We start from the raw sequence: 18,359 nt of genomic DNA, 5'->3' as shown, positions 1-18,359 counted from the left end.
GAGTAAAGAAAATACTATTTGAAAAGCAGAATCCCTGCCGGTTAATTGTTATTTTTAATCATGCAATTACACGTTTATCAAATCAATGCTTTTACAAACGGACTTTTTAGTGGAAATCCGGCCTGTGTAGTACCTTTATCTGAGTGGCTTCCCGATGATCTCCTTCTGAAAATCGCCAGGGAAAATGCAGTTGCCGAAACGGCTTTTTTCGTAGATTTAGGCTATACCTTCCACCTTAGATGGTTTACCCCCGAAATGGAAATGGATCTTTGTGGTCATGCCACACTGGCTACTGCACATGCCTTAAAAGAAATCAGGAAATACCCGGGGCAAAGTATCATTTTTGAGACCTCTAACGGCACCCTTACGGTAAAGGTAACCGGTGATCTTTATGTGCTAGACCTCCCGGCAAGAAAACCTGCCTCCACCACCTTACCTCAGCTTCTCAAAGATTCCCTTAACATACAGCCACAGGAAATTCTGAAAGCTCGCGATTACGTTTTAGTTTACAACAGCGAACAGGAAGTAAAAGATATTAAGATTGATCGTGCTTACTTTGATCAACTCGAGTTGGGTACCGGTGGCGTCATTGTCACTGCAAAAGGCAGCCAGTGTGATTTTGTTTCCCGGTTCTTCACCCCGAGAGCTTCGGTATTTGAAGATCCTGTGACGGGTTCTGCACATTGTTCCCTCACCCCCTACTGGAGTGAAGTACTTGGCAAAAATGAAATGACAGCCATGCAATTGTCTGAACGCGGTGGCCAACTCTTGTGCAGAGATAAAAAAGAAAGGGTTGAAGTCGCAGGGAAAGCACGGACTTATTTTGTGGGAAAACTATGGACTGAATAATAATTCGACCCCTTCTTTTTCTGCTGAAATTATTCCTGGATCTTAACTGGTTTTACCTGCCATATTCTATCACAGTAATCCTGAATAGAACGGTCTGAAGAGAATTTACCCATTCTGGCCACATTCAGAATAGATTTTTTAGTCCATTCTTCCTGATCGTTCCAAACTTTAAAAACTTCCTCTTTTTTAGCACAATACGAATCAAAATCCTTTAAAAGCTGATAAGGATCCTGTTGGAGTAAATTATGATAAAGAGGTTTAAACAGGTCTTTATCGCCATTCGCAAGTTCTCCCGACACCAAAAAGTCCAGAACCCTTTTTATTTTTTCATTTTCTTCATAATACTGATAAGGCCGGTAACCTTCACGCCTGGTTTGCTGTATCTCTTCGGTAGTTTGACCAAACAAAAAGAAATTCTCATCCCCCACTTCTTCCCGTATCTCTACATTTGCCCCATCAAGAGTTCCTATGGTTAACGCCCCGTTAAGCGCAAACTTCATATTTCCTGTACCCGAAGCTTCTTTACCTGCCATCGAGATCTGTTCCGAAAGATCGGCAGCGGGATAGACTCTCTGGGCCTGTTTGACATTGAAATTGGGCAGAAATACCACTTTAATAAGCTTGTTCACCTCTTCATCGTCATTCACAAGATCAGCCACAGCTGTGATAAGACGTATTATCAGTTTTGCAAGAAAGTAGCCGGGTGCCGCTTTTCCGGCAAAAATAAAAGTAGAAGGGGCTATATTTTCTGTTTTTCCATCTTTGATCCGCAGGTAGAGATCAATGATATGCAACACCATGAGGTGCTGCCTTTTGTACTCATGGATCCTTTTCACCTGCACATCAAAGAGCATATCAGGATCTACCTTCACCCCGGTTTGCTCTTCAATAAACCGGGTTAAAGCTGTTTTATTCTGAAGTTTTACATCTCTCCATCGCTGCTGAAACTTTTCGTCTTTGGCAAATTTCTCCAGTTCGCTAAGACTGCTGAGATTTGTTAGCCACCCGAAGCCGATTTTTTCTGAAATAAGATTGGCTAAACCTGGATTGCTCACTGCCACAAACCGGCGATGTGCCACCCCATTGGTAACATTAGTAAACTTACCGGGCCATAAATCGGCAAAATCATTCAGCACCTGTGACTTTAAAAGCCGGGAGTGCAGTTCAGAAACACCGTTCACTTTAAAACTTCCTACTGTTGCGAGGTGGGCCATTCTCACTGAAGGCTCTCCCTGCTCATCTATAAGAGACATACGGGCAATTTGGTCACCACTATAACCCTTATCTCTCAATTCTTCTAAAAAGCGGCTGTTTATCTCGTAAATGATTTCCAGGTGCCGTGGCAGTATTCTTCCGAGGAGGGAAACCGTCCACTTTTCAAGAGCCTCGGGCAGCAGGGTGTGATTGGTATAAGCAAAGGTTTGCCGGGTGATGTCCCAGGCCTCATCCCATTCGATCTCATGCTCATCTACCAACAAACGCATTAGCTCGGCCACCGCAATTGAAGGGTGGGTATCATTAAGCTGAATAGCAAATTTCTCATGAAACTTCTTCAGTTTTCTACCTTGCATTGTATGAAGTCTTATCATATCCTGCAAAGAACAGGATACAAAGAAATACTGTTGTTTAAGCCTCAATTCTTTTCCTGAAAGATTTTCATCGTTAGGATAAAGTACTTTGGTAATATTCTCAGAACGCAGCTTCTTCTCTACCGCACGATAGTAATCGCCTATGTTGTAGACAGAAAAATCAAAGGATTCTACAGCTTCAGCCTTCCAAAGACGCATGATGATGCCGTTACTTTGATAACCTAAAATGGGGGTATCGTAGGCAGTACCTTTGATCTCAGAGTCGGGCAACCAGTCTACTTCATATCGGTTCTGCCCATTGGTGCGGTGCTCGGTTCTGCCACCAAATTTTACAACATAAGAAATTTCGGGACGCACAATTTCCCAGGGGTTGCCACTATGAAGCCACTTATCTGTAGTTTCCATTTGCCAACCTTCCTTGATCTCCTGCTTAAAAATTCCGAATTCATACCTAATACCGTACCCAATAGAAGGTATCCCAAGGGTTGCCAGGGAATCCATAAAGCAGGATGCCAGCCTGCCCAGGCCGCCATTACCCAATCCAGGTTCCCCTTCCTGATCCAGGATCTCATCAAGATCAAGATCGAGTTCGGCTAAAGCTTCTTTTGTTTCCTCTACAATGTGAAGATTGAGTAAGTTATTTCCCAGGTGAGGCCCGGGGAGATATTCGGCTGATAAATAAGCGACGCCGCGCGCATCTTGTTGGGTGAACTCTTCGATTGACCTTACAAACTTCCGCAGCGCCCTGTCACGTATGGTTAGGGCCATAGCAGTATAAAGGTCGTTAGGAGTTGTTAAGGCAGGTACTCTTCCAAGATGATAGAAAAGTTTATGTAAAAAGGCCTTTTTTATGTCTTCTTTACTCAGGCCAACATCACTGGCTCCGGCACCTATTGACTCAAAATAACTCTCTATAGATCTATTGTGTTTTTTCATAGCTGCTTTTTCCAAAAAATAAGAAAAAATTGAAATATGCTGACACAAAAAACTAAGTTATAAGATAACTTTAGGACTTTTTAGGTGAAACCATCTCTGCTGATCCTGAAATTTCTTCTGAAGAAAAGGATGTCAAAAATGACATTTTTGACAGGCTGTAGATTTACTCCTGCGCCATAAAGAGTCGTTTTTCCTTGATCATCGCTGTGGTCTTTGGCGGTAACATCTCTTCCCAGCCCGGTTCCCCGTCTACAATCATTTGATGTACTTCCCTGGAATAGATATCGAGGATTTCGGGATCGTAGTCTGTAATATCCACCACCCTGCCATTGTCTTTGAAGAACTTGAACAACTCCTTCATTCGTGGATGTACTTTAAGGTTGTTACTGGTAATGATCTCACCTGTTTCGGGATCTTTTAACGGGTGCAGGTAGATCTTCAGATCGCGGAAGAACAATTTTCCGAAAGCTTCGAGAATCCCTCCGCTAAGGTGCCGGTAGTATTTTTCGTCAAACAGTGCCAAAAATGTATTTATTCCCATGGTGAGCCCCATTCTTTCGGCCGTGTATTGAGAGAAATACTCTACAACTTTATAGTATTCCTGAAAATTAGAGATCATTACCATTTGTCCTAAAGACCCCAGCAAATCGGCCCTATCCAGAAAATCCTTTTCATCAATATCTCCTTCAGACCTAAGGTTGGAAAGAGTGATTTCAAAAATGACTTCAGTTTTTTCCTCACTCACCTTTTTTTCATTCAGAAACAATTTGAGGGATTGTTCAAACATGTTCATATTCACTTTGGTAACAGGCCTGAAGCTACCTCTAAGAGTGAGGATATTCTTTTTGTAAAGTTCATTGGCCGGAAGTACGTTGTTTCCGGTTGAAGCGAACATAACGGCCTGGGTCATCCCATTCTTTACCAGCTGCAGACTCATAAGGCGATTGTCAACATCTTTGAAAACAGGCCCTGTAAAATTGATCATGTCAATCTCTACCTGGTCATTGTTGAGATGATCATACAAATGTTGCAAAAGCACCTTAGGCTTATCATACTGATAAAAGGCACCGTAGATCAAATTTGTGCCCATAGTGCCCAGCGTGATTTGCTGTAGCCCGGCATTATTCTCATGAAACTGAACATGAATAATAATCTCACTGAATTCTTCTTCTGGCTTAGTCTGAAATCTAATCCCCAACCAGCCGTGGCCTTTATATTTCTTGGCAAAATCTATAGTAGCAACTGTATTGGCATAACTAAAGAAGAGTTTATCGGGATGTTTCTCCCTCAAAATTCTTTGTTCAAGAAGATTGGTCTCATACCTGAGCATACTTTTTAATCTTGCCTCGGTCACATAGCGCGCATCAGATTCAATGCCGTATATCGCGTCGCTAAAATCCTTATCATAGGCACTCATAGTCTTCGCAATGGTACCCGATGCGCCACCCGCTCTAAAAAAATTACGCACGGTCTCCTGCCCCGCACCAATTTCGGCAAAGGTGCCGTAGATATTTTCATTGAGGTTTACGCGAAGCGCTTTATTCATTATCGAGGGAAGAGGATCGAACTCTAAATCTTCTACATCTCTGGATTTCATATCAAAAATTACTTTTGATTTTAATTTAGGAATTAAATCTGGTAAAAAGTGAATTTTTGACAAGCTTATTTCAGAATAGAAGTAAATGATGCTGAATTTCTTAAGATTCGGCCAGGGCTATAAGTTGGAATGCCTGAAAAAGAAGTGAATCTTATTATATTGGGAACCTATTTCTAAAAAAATCAATTTTATTACCAACTACTGGCTCCAAACAATTAAATACTCTGTATTTCAATAACTTATATAAAATAAACGTCTTTTTTCATTAAAGATTGTCGTATATTTCCATTTACTATAATATTTACTCTCCAAAATTATCCAATGCCTACTTATAAAATAAACCATATCAATTATTACGGTTATTACGGCTTCAGTTTTTGGTGCCAAAAGCAATAAAATTAGAGCCTTATGAATATTGATTAATCAATTTAACAGGCAAAGCAATGATAAACTTGATTATTAGATCTTATATATGGTTTACTGCTTTGCTCTTATATATGAGTGCACTTCCCCAAAGTCTCCAAACCACAAAAGGTGAAATAAGGATTTCTGAATTAAGAGTTTCCCAAAAACTCTCCCCTAATGAAGTTGCTGCATTAAGTAGAACTTACCAGGACAAGGCATTATGGTTTAAACAAATGCCCCACTTTAACCGGGACAGTACTGTTTATTATTTTGATAAGGCCGCGCAACTACTCCAGAACAGCAAACCTCGACAATATGAACGTTTGGCTAATTTATATCGTGATATTACAGACAGAGCTAATAGGTCGCACAATTTTAATGTGGTAGATTCTCTGGCACCTATAGGTTGGTCTTATTATGAAAATATTCCGGAAAGCAAGAAAGATAAAGTGTTGGGATATGACCTGTTAATCAATTGGGCTTTAATTAAAATTATAAGAGGAGAACCAAAAGAGGGACTGGAGCTTTTCGTGAAAGCATTGAACCTCCTGGAGAATGATAAACGGCCTGAAATTCAGCTTAAAATATTGAAAGACAAAGGCAGATTTCTTTCTCAATATGGTTTACCAGAAGAGCAGGAAAAAGCTTTTCAATATTTAAGAAAGAGCATGATAGGATATCAGACCTCAATTTATCCTGAAAGAAATGAGGCCCTTGCTGTTGCGTATAAACTTTTATCCTACCATTATTCCGAATCCAATCTTGATTCAAGTGACTATTACGTACAAAAAATGGGAAAGCTCCTGCCTGAGGTTGGTAATCCCTTCCATCACACCTGGTACTATTATTCAATGGGCAACAACCTCATTAGGAGGGAAAAATATGAAGAAGCAAAAGATTATTTAAACAAGACCATCCAGTTATTAGAAGAATATAATCTCACTACCATTGATGTTTACCAATTTGCACATTCCCGGATAGGAGACATATACATGGCTGAAGACAATTATAATGAAGCAATTGACTATTATGAAAAAGCCAGAAATTCATCGATAGCAATTAATACAAAAGCAAATACTGCATATTTTCTCAACAAATTATACAGTGCGCATGAACAGAAGGGCGATTACAAAAAAGCTCTTGAATACTACATTGCATGGTCTGAGGCTAATGATATCATTGAAGTAGAAAGAAACGAAAGGAGTCTTCGTGAGAATGAATTACAGGAAGATATTTTAGACCAGGCCGAACTGCTAAGTGCTAAACAACAACAACAAACTATTTATCTTACTATCCTGCTTATTGCGGCTTTAGTACTGGGGCTATTATATCATAACTTCAGGCTTAAAAAAAGCCGTAATAAGCGGCTAAAAGCACTAAATGATGAGTTGGCCCATAAAAATGTATTGTTGGATAAACGTAACGCAGAGAACGAGCTGCTCCTAAAAGAAATACACCATCGCGTAAAGAATAATCTGGAAATGGTAAAAAGCCTAATCTCCCTGCAGTCAGCTCAAATAGAAGACCCTGCCACTAAGGAAGCCATGATTGCCAGTCAAAACCGGGTGCAGTCTATGGGGATCATTCATCAAAAATTATATCAGGGGACAAATCTTGGTAGTATTGAAATGAAAGATTACTTCATAAACCTGAGTGAAGGAATCCTGGATTCCTTTAATGCTGAAGACCGCATCAAAATTGAATGTGCAATGGACAACCTCGAACTGGATGTTGATACTGCAGTTCCTATTGGCTTAATTGTCAATGAGCTGCTTACCAACGCACTCAAATATGCCTTTCCACAAGATCAACGGGGGGTTATTAATATTAGTCTTGAAAAGGACAGCAATTATAATTTAAAGCTCGAAGTGAGAGATAACGGAATAGGTAAGACTGCAGGAGTTGCTCCTAAAGGCACCGGATTTGGTTCACAATTAATACAATTACTTACGCGGCAACTAAATGGTAAAATGCAGGAATATAGTGATTTGGGAACCCGGGTAGCGTTTGATTTTAGTATTCAGAAAAGTGCATAATGAGCGAAAAAATTAAATTATTGATCGTGGAAGATGAAATGGTCATCGCCGCAAATATTTCTCTCCAACTTAGCGAGCTGGGGTATGAGGTGATGGGGATTATACCACGCGGGGAGGAAGCGCTTATACATGTAAACGATAACCCGCCCGATATCATTTTGATGGACATCAATTTAAAAGGCCATTTAGACGGCATAGCAACTGCACGTCTTATACAAAAGAAGCAGGACATTCCAGTGATCTACCTCACAGCCAATGTTGATGATGCCCACTTTAACAGTGCTAAAGATACCCACCCTTACGGCTTTATTGCAAAACCATTTAAGAAGCTGGATCTCCAGCGGGCTATTGAATTGACCATCAGCCAGACAATTTACAAAAATGAAGAAAGTAAAAATCCAGTATATCAAAGAGATGAAAGTTTTGTTTTGAGCGATTGCATCTTTGTACGGCATTTGAATTCAATGGTTAAAGTGTGCATTGAGGACATTCTTTTTATTGAAGCCGAACGCAACTACTGCCGCATCTTTACAAAAAACAAAGAGTATTTAGTGGTAATTACCCTAAAGGAAATGGATATAAAACTTCCCTCAAAGCATTTCCTTCGGGTTCACCGCTCCTATATCATCAATATCTCCCAGGTCAAGGAAGTAGCCACCAGCCATATAGTTATAGGCAGAAAAGTTATTCCTGTTAGTAAACCTTCAAAAGAGGAGCTGCTTAAGCGGCTACAAACCATATAATCCCTTCGTTTATTAATCTTCCCTTTTCGGACAGCAATTTGATGCCTTAGTCCTACATCGATTTCCATTACCCATGATAATCAGTTACTTAAGACTATTAAAACTGATTATTAATCCTTAAACAAAAAATCATGAGAACAATTAAAATTTTTATTGCAATAGCTCTTATTGCAACAATGGGAATGGATGTGCTGTTTGCACAGAATGGAGGAAGTGAAATTCTGCATACTACAGAAATCACAGTTAAACAGGGACACAATTCCCGGTTTATAGAAGGGGTGAAAAAATGGAAAGATTGTTATCTCAAACATAATGGGAAGGAGAAATGGAGTATGTGGTTCAGGCAGCAGGGAGAAGGAAGGGTTTATATCATGACTGGCAGAAATTCAAGTTGGGCGGAAATGGAAAAAAAAGATAAGGTAGATAACGAATGCTACATAGCCCTGTTAAATCATATTCTGCCTCACATCGAAAAAGTAAATACCAGAGTAGCCAGCACACTACCAGAGGTTAGCAGAAGTACTCCCGAGAACATAAAGTATATATGGGTAACCTACTACAAAGTACATAATGAAAGTACTTTTAAAAAAGTTATAAGTGAGGTGACTAATGCTATAAAGGAGAAGGAAGGTTTGCCCCGTGGCCTTTGGTTCAATTTTCAACTAGGAGCACCCGATACACCAAATTTCATGGTGGTTGAACCTTATATGGGATACGCTGACATTGACATCAAAAAAGATAGTCCGGCAAAAATTTACACAGATGCGGTAGGAGAAGAAAAAGCACGTGAATTATGGAATTTATGGTTTGATACGATTAAGCAAAGATGGTCCTATATCTATAAACTGAATCCTGAAATGAGCAACTAAGAGTAAAATAAAGAAGCATTTTAGAACCTAAAATAAGGTCACGCTTAAATTATTTACTCCTTTAGATCATACGAATTTTTGGAAGCATTAGTCTATTTTCAAAATTTGATTAAACCTGAAATCAAGTTTGGATTAATGAAAGAGTGGATTTTTATATGGGATTGTAAATTGAACTTTATCATACTAATTCCTCTGAGGCTAGCCTCAGAGGAATTAGTATGATAAACACTGCTATCCTGCTTCTAAACTTGTATAAAATTGCGCTTGTTAACTTTCTGAATTGAATGATGAAAGCGCCTCTATATTAGGGAGAGAGAGAGAGAGAGAGAGAGAGAGAGAGAGAGAGAGAGAGAGAAATTGAAAATATTTTACCTTTCTACAGCCACTTTATAGGTGGGATCTTCAAGAATATTTACCTCTATGATCTCATCGGCATTTCTTAGAAGTTGCCGGCAGTCCCGACTCAAATACCTAAGATGCAGTTTTTTACCCTGTTTCAGGTAACGTTCGGTAAGCTTGTTTAAAGCTTCAATCCCCGACATATCTACCACCCGGCTTTCAGAAAAATCGATAATCACTTCCTCAGGATCTCCAAGCACATCAAACTTCTCATTGAAAGCAGCCACACTTCCGAAGAAAAGCGGTCCGTAAATCTCGTAGTGTTTCACGCCTTTATCGTCCATATATTTACGGGCACGGATTCTCTTAGCATTGTCCCAGGCAAAGACCAGGGCCGAAATAATTACTCCCACCAGCACTGCCAGTGCGAGATTGTGAAGTACTACCGTCACAAAAGTTACCAGCACCATTACCAGCACATCACTTTTGGGCATTCTACGGAAAGTTCTCAAACTTGCCCACTCAAAAGTACCTATCGAAACCATGATCATTACGCCGGTAAGCGCTGCCATAGGAAGAAGCTCAATAACATCTGCGGCAAACATCACAAAGACAAGTAGCATTACCGCTGCAATAATTCCTGAAAGTCGTGCTCTTGCACCCGAAGAAACGTTGATAAGGCTTTGACCAATCATGGCGCAACCTCCCATTCCAGAAAAGAAGCCCGATAAAATATTGGCAGTACCCTGAGCCACACACTCTTTATTTCCACTGCCGCGGGTTTCGGTGATCTCATCAACAATGTTAAGAGTCAACAGGCTTTCAATAAGTCCTACCCCAGCCATTATTGCTGCATAAGGAAAGATAAGAACGATAGCCTCCCATGTAAACGGCACCATTGGAATGTGAAACGGTGGGAACCCTCCTTTTATCGATGCGATATCTCCCACGGTTTTGGTGTCAATTCCCAGAAGTGCCACAATGCCAAAAATTGCCAGAATTGCGGCAAGCGAAGATGGAAATACCTTTGTAAGCTTTGGTAATCCCCAGATGATAACCATGGTAAGTAGTACAAGTGCCAGCAAGATGTACAAACTTTCGCCAGTCATCCAAACAAGTTCTCCTGCTTCGTTAACTGTCTTGAACTGGTCTAACTGAGAGGTGAAGATGATAATGGCCAGGCCATTCACAAACCCGAATATCACCGAATGCGGCACCATCCTGATTAGTTTTCCAAGCTTTAGAACTCCTGCCAGAATTTGCAGAATTCCGGCTAAAACTACGGTAGCAAAAACATATTCTACCCCGTGCGATACGGCCAGAGCAGCAATTACAACGGCAACTGCTCCTGTGGCACCAGAGATCATTCCGGGGCGACCACCCAAAATAGAAGTTACCAGCCCCATAACAAAAGCTGCGTAAAGCCCTGTTAAAGGAGAAAGTCCGGCTATCATCGCAAAAGCAACAGCTTCGGGGATAAGCGCGAGTGCTACAGTGAGACCCGCAAGAATTTCAATTTTGTAATCTACTTTTTGTGAAAAATCAAACAGGTTGAAGATCTTTTTCATCTAAATGTTGTCAAAAAAATTAATAATAGAAAAGGACTCCCCATGTCAAAAAGGGAGGAAAGTGAGAAGGAAAATTATCTCAGGGCGGAGTAACCGGTGAAACGGATATTTGTTTTGTGCTCGTCATAAGAGGCGGCAAAAATATACTTTTCTGGGTACTAACAAAAATTAATAGAAAAAGATTGAGGCATTAAAATACCTATAAGGTTTTCGGAGGAAGAAAAAATACTAAATATAAAATATGAGTTCATGTTTTAGTGAAATCTACTGAAAACCAGTTCCTAAAATTTAAGCTGAATTATGCTAAGGTTCCAAAAATGGCATTTTCACAATCCTTTTTTAAAACCTGAAATTTGCTCCACAGCAATAAAAAATTCCTGATAAACTCAGGAAAAGAAAACTGCTTTTCTGAAATTATCAGGAAAAATTATAAAACCCTAAACTGAAAAGGTTTTTAGCCCAAAATTTTCATCAGGCTACCCTTACGTCGGCAGGATTGAATGTGTAAAGAAGTTTATAGTATTCATCTACAGATTTCTTCCAGGTAAATCGCATTCTACGGGCGTTGAGGCCTATCTGTTTCCACACAGTCTTATCATTTTCAAAGAAGTAAAGAGCTTCTTTAAAACTTTCTACCATGTTATAGACTTTTTCATCGTAGGTTTTGCCATCAAAGGCGAAACCTGTGTGCACGTGCTGTACCGTATCTTTAAGTCCGCCGGTATGGTGCACCAGGCAGGGCTGCCCATTTCTCATGGCAAGCATTTGGCTAATCCCGCAAGGTTCAAAAAGGCTTGGCATAAAATAAAGGTCAGAATCTCTATAGATAGAATTCACCACCTGCTCGCACTGGGCATTGATAAAAATGAAATTCTTTCTTTTATAACTTATATCCCGCAACAGCTGCTCATAATCGGCCGCTCCGGTACCAAGAAGTACATAAATACCATTGACTTCTTCCAGCCTGTCAAGAATTTCCAAAAGAGCTTCGGGAGAGCGCTTAAAGAAATAGAACTTTTGTTCAGTAAGCCTCGCCACACTGGCACTTATAAAGTTTGGTTTTTTCTTCAGAAAAGGAACGATCTTCTCTCCTGTATGTGCCAAAAAAGCTGCTTTTTCCCTGTCCTGTTCCTTCTGAAGTTGTTTAAAGATGGCAGTAGCAATATTGGGGAACAACCGGTTTTTTTTCACCAGGGTTTCAGGACGATAATCTGATCCATTGAGAATACCGTGAAAACGACCTTCGCGGTCGGCCTGTCTTAAATCATTTTCTAAGCCTTCACCACCAATAAATTCGGGAGCAGCGCTGGGCAAAAGCACATCCTGCTTGTAGGAAGGTGAAACGGTATGTACAGCATCGGCATATCTTATTCCAATAGCCATAAGGTTAAAACAATCGGCATACCTTGGATCTTTCAAAGCTTCACGATCTATTTCGAGTTGCGGAAACCAGTTTTGCAGGGAAGAATAATTATTTTCAAACGGCCGAATTCCCTGTAATGCCAGGTTGTGTATACAGTAAACAAACCTGTTCTTCTTAAGACAGGAATACTGCGGATGATAATTTTTTAGGAACAACAATAAACTGGAATGCCAGTCGTGCAAGTGCACAATATCAAGCTTTCCGAAGTGCTTTTGTTTAATTGCTTCGGCAACCGCTGTACAAAAGATGGTATATTTAATAACGTCACTGTAAAAGGGCTCAAAGGGATCATGATGGTAAATGCCCCCAAGGTTTCCCATTTCTATTTCGGGGTGGTGAATTACATAGTGGCTAATGTTCTTATCTTCTTCTTTGGCCGGCACCTCATAGAGTTGTGCGGTATAAGATATTCCGCGTAAATTTAGCTGAAGTGAGGCCTTAAAAGTTCCACTTTCGTGGAGCCTGGAATAAGATGGAACCACAACGTGCACCCGATCTCCACGCTCTGAAATCTGTTTTGGAACGTCGCGAATAACATCTCCTACCCCTCCTACTTTACAGTTGGCAATGGCATCATTCTCTGAAGCAACAAAAAGAAAATTATTCATATATAGCGCTCTTAAATACTTACGTAATTTGATCTGAACGAAAGTAAATCTTAAACCCTAAGTATCAGCATATCAAAAGGTTAAATTAGTATTAAAAAATTGTTGCTTCAATCGTTTTAGTCGTAATTATTTCGTGTGATGCGGCAAAATGAATTCTAAAGCACGTCATATTCATCTCAGAATCAATAAAAAAGAATTATTTAGGTGTGTCCCAAATTTTTATTAATGCACCTTCCCTTCCTTCTATGGGGTCAAACTTCGGAATTGGCACTTTTGCAATATTTTCATCTGCCTGTGGGCGTTCCTCTTGTTTCCCTACGTTCATGTCGTGCGACCTTCCTTCGGGATAGGCACCCACTACTGAAAAATCATTGCTTCCAAGATTCTTATGAGCTACCCCGGCAGGAATTATAATCACATCTCCGGCAAACACCTTCAGTTTTTGCCCTTTTTCGCCCCCCAGTTGCAGCAAAGCTTTTCCCGAATACACTCCCAGGACTTCATGAGTGTTACTGTGGTAATGGTGATAATCGAAAACTCCGTTTCTCCACGAATTTTTCCAGTTGTTTTCAGCAAATTTCTTTTCAAGCCACTGTGCTGCTTCATCTCCTCTTGCTGAAAAAACACCTTTATATATAATGACAGGAAATTTATTATTCGGAATTGATCCGTCATCTTTAAAATGATATGTTTCGGTCTTCATAGAAAGTCTTTTTTATCTATTTAAAAGGTAACAAAATTAACGGAAACACCTATAACGTTTTCGCAATTGTGGTCACTGCCATTATTCCGAAAAAGCCTGTAAATAAAGGCAGCAAAGGAAATTTTTGTCGACCAAAAAGGCCAAAAATCGTTAACAATTTCCTAAATTGGGAGTTCAAATAGAGTACTCAAAAACCCTATGAAAATGAACAATACCCCTAATACGAAAGTATTTACTAAAATTGAGCAGGACATGCAATTTCTTACAGATTGCTTCCAGCAGGTCCTCAAGGATCTGGGAGAGCATGAACTTGCCAGCTTATTGACCAGACATGAGGATCTCAAGGATGCTTTTTCCAGTAATCTTGCGCTCGAAGAAAAGCAGATCCAGGTGCTTAGCATCTATCTCCAACTCATGAACCTGGTAGAAGAAAATGCCGCAGTACAATACCGCCGAAAACTAACCGACAGCAACGGGATGGAATCTATTCGCGGTTCCTGGAGCGAGACCTTTCAACGCTGGAAGTCCCAGGGCCTTAGTGAACATCAAATGCAGGAGATCATCACCAAGGTGAAATTAATTCCGGTTCTTACGGCACATCCTACAGAAACTAAAAGGATTTCCATTCTTGAGCTGCACAGGGAAATATACCTCAACCTCATAAAACTGGAAAACACTTCCTATTCTTTTACCGAAAGGAGCATTATAGCCCAGGATATTAAAACCCTTCTGGAAAGATGGTGGCGCACCGGCGAGGTGTACCTCAAAAAGCCCACTGTAGAAATGGAAAGAAGTAATGTAATGCACTACTTCAGCAAAGTTTTTCCACAGGTATTAAAAAAGAGTGATATTCAGCTTAAGCAAAGCTGGAGCAACATGGGCTTTAATCCTGAAACGCTTCGCTTTCCCGGCCTGCAATTTGGAACCTGGGTAGGTGGAGACCGTGATGGCCATCCTTATGTGACCGCCTCTGTTACAAAATCTACCCTGACAGAACACCGTAAATCGGCTCTTCTTCTGGTGCACGAGCAACTGGAGCATCTCGCCGCAGGCATGAGCTTCTCAGGGATCACCAATAAAGCTTCCAAACCTTTACAGCAGGCCATTGAAGAAATGGCTCAAAGCCTGGCAGAAGAAGGCACCAAAGCCCTTGAACGTAATCCGCACGAGCCATGGCGACAATTTGTGAGCCTTATTGCCCTCAAGCTGGAGCACACCAGGATAGATGATGACCTTCAAAACAGCTACAGGCGCCCCGAAGATCTTATGAAAGACCTGGCACTGCTTAAAGACAGCCTCCTGGAAATTGGTGCAAAACGTATTGTTGATGATTTGCTATTCCCCGTGCAGCGCATGGTAGAATGCTTTGGTTTTCACCTCGCAAGACTTGACATAAGACAAAACAGCGAATTTCACGACAAGGCAATGGAACAGATACTGCGAGTGGCATTTCCTGATCTTACCGATTACCGCAGCTGGACTGAAGAAGAACGTATAAAATTCATTTCTGAAGAACTACAGCATGAGCGGCCGTTTGCTATTACAGGACGGTCTTTTGGACCAGAAGCAGACCAGGTGCTGGACAGCTATAAAGTGGTTAAAAAACATACCGATAAATATGGGCCGCACGGAGTGGGCTCCTTTATTGTAAGTATGACACGGCAATTGAGCGACCTTCTGGTAGTTTACCTATTCTTTAGGGAAGTTGGTATTGACAGGAAGACCTTTCAGGTGGTTCCGTTATTTGAGACCATAGATGACCTAAAAGCTTCCGGAGAAATTTTGGAAAGCTTCCTCACCCATCCGGCTTATTCCAACCACAGTGAAAGTCCACAGGAAGTAATGCTGGGGTACAGTGACAGTAACAAAGACGGAGGTATCATTGCCAGCCGATGGAATATTTATCGTGCCGAGAAAACCCTCACCGAAACAGCAGACAGGCTTGGTAAAGAACTACGGTTCTTCCATGGTATTGGAGGGACAATAAGCAGGGGGGGCGGTAAATACCACCGTTTCCTTGAAAGTATGCCCTCAGGAAGTATGAGCGGTGAAATGAAACTTACTGTACAGGGAGAGACCATCGCACAGCAGTTCGCCAATTTGCTTACAGCCACCTACAACCTTGAAATGTTGTTGTCTGGATCTGCGCTGCAAACAGGCAACAGGATGTACCCGGCCAAAAAGAAGAACTATCCAATTGATGCTTTGAGGCAGCTGGCCGAATATTCCAAAGAGAGATATCAGGAGCTTATCGCCCACCCGGCATTCCTCAATTTCTATGGGGAGGCTACTCCAATAGATGTACTGGAATTGAGCAAAATTGGTTCCCGTCCTGCAAGACGTACCGGTACAAGAACGCTCAATGACTTACGGGCAATCCCGTGGGTGTTTAGCTGGAACCAGTCCAGGTTCAACATTACCGGCTGGTTTGGAATAGGCTATGCTTTACAAAAATTGAAATCTGATAATCCAGATTACTACCGGCAGCTAAGAGAAGTTTCACAGGAATGGCCTTTCCTGAGGTACATATTGATACAGGTAGAAACTAACATTATGAACGCCGAACCCGAAGTAATGGAAGCTTATGCCTCTCTTGTAAAAGATGAGCGCGTAAGAACCGAGCTCACCGATACAATTAAGGCTGAACACACTAATGGCCTGCAGGAGATTGAAGCCATGTTTGACCGAAGCAGGCAACAAAGAAGGCAAAGTCTCTTAGACAACCTTAACCGTCGTAATGATGCTTTAATTTCCCTTCACCGCCTGCAAATAAAGAACCTAGAGGAATGGAGAAAAACAAAAGGAAGCACAAAAGATGATAAACTGGTAACGCATCTGTTACAGATTACCACTGCACTTGCCAGCGGACTAAAAAATACCGGTTGATTTATTCTGAAGTAATTTACTTCTGAAGAAGCATATAAGGCTGTCTCTAAAGTTATTGAACCTTATCCCTAAATAATATCAGGGTAGCGTAAAATGACTTTTTAGACAGCCTTTTTTCTTATCTCTCTTTTACTGAAATAATCTTTACTGGGCAGGCTTTTGCAGCTGCCTCGCAAGGTTCCTGAATAGAATGATCTGCAGATTTCAGTGTATGGAAACCTTTGCGGTCATTCGACTTCAGCAGGACGCTTTTTCCATCTTTTTTGGACATCTGGAATTGCCCCGGCGCAAGTTCTACACAGTAATTGCAGCCAATGCACTTATTCCGTTGCAGTGTGACTATAACCATTAAGCCTCTACCATTTTATAGAGCTTATCTGAAAGCCTCACCCTAAATGGAACTTTAATAGTACAGCTGTCACCTTTTCCGGCTTTTTCTGAAAGCAGATCGTTCACAAACATTTCTTCCAGCTCAAATTCCTGTGCACCGGTACTGGGTCCCGTAACCAGTATTTTGTCTCCTTTTTTAATGTCGTAAGCTTCAATTTTGAACTCGGCAATTCCGGCTTTTGGAAAGTAATGTACTCCCTTGCCCACATACACTTTCTTTTGTGTAGCCTGTGAACCTGAAGTTTTGCTCCATTCCCCCATTTTTTGGCCCAGGTAATACCCGCTCCAAAATCCGCGGTTGTAAACGGTACTTAGCCGCTCCATCCAATCTGCCACCTTTTCTTCGGAAAAAGTATCGTCATTCAACGAATCTATGGCTTCACGATAAGCTTTTGTTACTGTAGCCACATATTCCGGAGCCCGGCCCCGGCCTTCAATCTTAAGAATCTGCACCCCAGAATCTTTCACTTCATCCAAAAAGTTGATAGTACACAAGTCTTTTGGAGACATCATATATTCATTATCGATCTCAATTTCAAAACCAGATTCCTGATCAATAACCGTGTATTTCTTCCGGCAGTTTTGCTTACAAGCGCCGCGATTGGCTGAAGAGTTATGCGAATGCAGGCTCAAATAACACTTCCCCGAAACAGCCATACATAATGCACCATGCCCAAAGATCTCCACCTTTACGAGTTCCCCGGAAGGGCCTTTAATTTGCTCTTTTTGGATCTCTTCGGTGATCTTCTTAACCTGTCTCAAACTCAGTTCCCGCGAAAGCACCATAGTTTCAGCAAAAAGACTGTAAAACTTTACGGTTTCAATATTAGTAATATTGAGTTGCGTTGAAATATGCACATCAATACCCATACTTCGAGCCGAAGAGATCACTGCCTGGTCACTGGCAATCACGGCCGTAATTCCCGCCGATTTTGCTGCGGAAAGCAGGTTTTTAATCAGGGAAAGGTCATGATCATAAACAATGGTATTTAAGGTAAGATAGCTGCGCACGCCTTTCTCTTCACATCTTTTCACGATCTCGGGTAGATCGTCCATGGTGAAATTTATAGAAGCCCTGGCCCTCATGTTGAGTTGATCTACGCCAAAATAAATAGCATCTGCACCGTTATCTAAAGCAGCCTGAAGGGATTCAAAATTTCCCGCAGGTGCCATTAATTCCATTTTTCCTGAATTCTTGTTCATGAGCTTTCTCCAATAAATAGTAGCCGCAGCAGATTGTTCCACCCGGCAGAATTATGTGGCAAAGAAAATGTCATTTTTGAAAAGAAAATATGATTCTGGTCATCTTATTCCGGGGAGAAATAATATCTCATAAAATAGTTGAACGGGCATACCTGATTGCCTATTAAATCAATAGGAAGCGTTGTTGGAGAGACTATAACCTAATTGTTAAAAAC

Annotated in this window: 12 protein-coding genes; 5 read left to right on the top strand and 7 right to left on the bottom strand. The window is 41.0% G+C overall.

All coding sequences use genetic code 11. The features are described from left to right. The first annotated feature begins 60 nt into the window (after window positions 1–60). Entirely contained in the window at window positions 61–849 is a 789-nt protein-coding gene (locus OQ279_RS05920) for a PhzF family phenazine biosynthesis protein (RefSeq protein ID WP_266068922.1), read from the top strand. A 29-nt stretch (window positions 850–878) separates the two neighbouring features. On the opposite strand, the gene OQ279_RS05915 is transcribed toward OQ279_RS05920, so the two are convergent. Together OQ279_RS05915 and OQ279_RS05910 are read right to left on the bottom strand one after the other, a co-directional pair. Then, complete coding sequence (locus OQ279_RS05915; protein ID WP_266068921.1) at window positions 879–3,374, bottom strand: glycogen/starch/alpha-glucan phosphorylase; 2,496 nt, start codon at window positions 3,372–3,374, stop codon at window positions 879–881. A 163-nt stretch (window positions 3,375–3,537) separates the two neighbouring features. Further along, window positions 3,538–4,971, bottom strand: a complete 1,434-nt coding sequence (locus OQ279_RS05910; RefSeq protein WP_266068920.1) for a TonB-dependent receptor — start codon at window positions 4,969–4,971, stop codon at window positions 3,538–3,540. A gap of 443 nt (window positions 4,972–5,414) precedes the next feature. Here OQ279_RS05910 and OQ279_RS05905 point away from each other — a divergent pair, with 443 nt between their 5' ends. The 3 genes from OQ279_RS05905 to OQ279_RS05895 all read left to right on the top strand — a co-directional run bounded on the left by OQ279_RS05905 (window position 5,415) and on the right by OQ279_RS05895 (window position 9,024). Beyond that, window positions 5,415–7,412: a tetratricopeptide repeat-containing sensor histidine kinase gene (locus OQ279_RS05905; RefSeq protein ID WP_266068919.1), complete on the top strand. Its 1,998-nt coding sequence runs from the start codon at window positions 5,415–5,417 to the stop codon at window positions 7,410–7,412. Further along, window positions 7,412–8,155, top strand: a complete 744-nt coding sequence (locus OQ279_RS05900) for a LytR/AlgR family response regulator transcription factor (protein WP_266068918.1) — start codon at window positions 7,412–7,414, stop codon at window positions 8,153–8,155. The genes OQ279_RS05905 and OQ279_RS05900 overlap by 1 nt, the downstream gene beginning before the upstream one ends. 131 nt (window positions 8,156–8,286) lie before the next feature. Next, the gene (locus tag OQ279_RS05895; protein ID WP_266068917.1) at window positions 8,287–9,024 is read left to right on the top strand and encodes a hypothetical protein; all 738 of its coding nucleotides are present in this window, start codon (window positions 8,287–8,289) and stop codon (window positions 9,022–9,024) included. Window positions 9,025–9,392: 368 nt separating this feature from the next. Here OQ279_RS05895 and OQ279_RS05890 read toward each other — a convergent pair whose 3' ends face one another. The 3 genes from OQ279_RS05890 to OQ279_RS05880 all read right to left on the bottom strand — a co-directional run bounded on the left by OQ279_RS05890 (window position 9,393) and on the right by OQ279_RS05880 (window position 13,665). Beyond that, the gene (locus OQ279_RS05890) at window positions 9,393–10,931 is read right to left on the bottom strand and encodes a SulP family inorganic anion transporter (RefSeq protein ID WP_266068916.1); all 1,539 of its coding nucleotides are present in this window, start codon (window positions 10,929–10,931) and stop codon (window positions 9,393–9,395) included. A 471-nt stretch (window positions 10,932–11,402) separates the two neighbouring features. Further along, complete coding sequence (locus tag OQ279_RS05885) at window positions 11,403–12,962, bottom strand: glycogen synthase (RefSeq protein WP_266068915.1); 1,560 nt, start codon at window positions 12,960–12,962, stop codon at window positions 11,403–11,405. 196 nt (window positions 12,963–13,158) lie between these two features. Continuing rightward, window positions 13,159–13,665, bottom strand: a complete 507-nt coding sequence (locus OQ279_RS05880) for a cupin domain-containing protein (RefSeq protein WP_266068914.1) — start codon at window positions 13,663–13,665, stop codon at window positions 13,159–13,161. A 204-nt stretch (window positions 13,666–13,869) separates the two neighbouring features. On the opposite strand from OQ279_RS05880, the gene OQ279_RS05875 reads away from it, so the two are divergent. Then, a complete protein-coding gene (locus OQ279_RS05875; protein ID WP_266068913.1) occupies window positions 13,870–16,551 on the top strand; it encodes a phosphoenolpyruvate carboxylase in 2,682 nt (893 codons plus the stop codon). 118 nt (window positions 16,552–16,669) lie between these two features. On the opposite strand, the gene OQ279_RS05870 is transcribed toward OQ279_RS05875, so the two are convergent. Both OQ279_RS05870 and OQ279_RS05865 read right to left on the bottom strand, forming a co-directional pair. Beyond that, window positions 16,670–16,900: a ferredoxin gene (locus tag OQ279_RS05870; protein WP_266068912.1), complete on the bottom strand. Its 231-nt coding sequence runs from the start codon at window positions 16,898–16,900 to the stop codon at window positions 16,670–16,672. After that, a complete protein-coding gene (locus tag OQ279_RS05865; RefSeq protein WP_266068945.1) occupies window positions 16,900–18,144 on the bottom strand; it encodes a peptidase U32 family protein in 1,245 nt (414 codons plus the stop codon). Before OQ279_RS05865 ends, OQ279_RS05870 begins: the two co-directional genes overlap by 1 nt. Window positions 18,145–18,359 lie beyond the last annotated feature (215 nt).

Origin of the sequence: Salinimicrobium profundisediminis (assembly GCF_026241755.1) — a bacterium.
In the GTDB taxonomy this organism is placed as follows: domain Bacteria; phylum Bacteroidota; class Bacteroidia; order Flavobacteriales; family Flavobacteriaceae; genus Salinimicrobium; species Salinimicrobium profundisediminis.
This window is presented reverse-complemented; position numbering and strand designations above follow the sequence as displayed.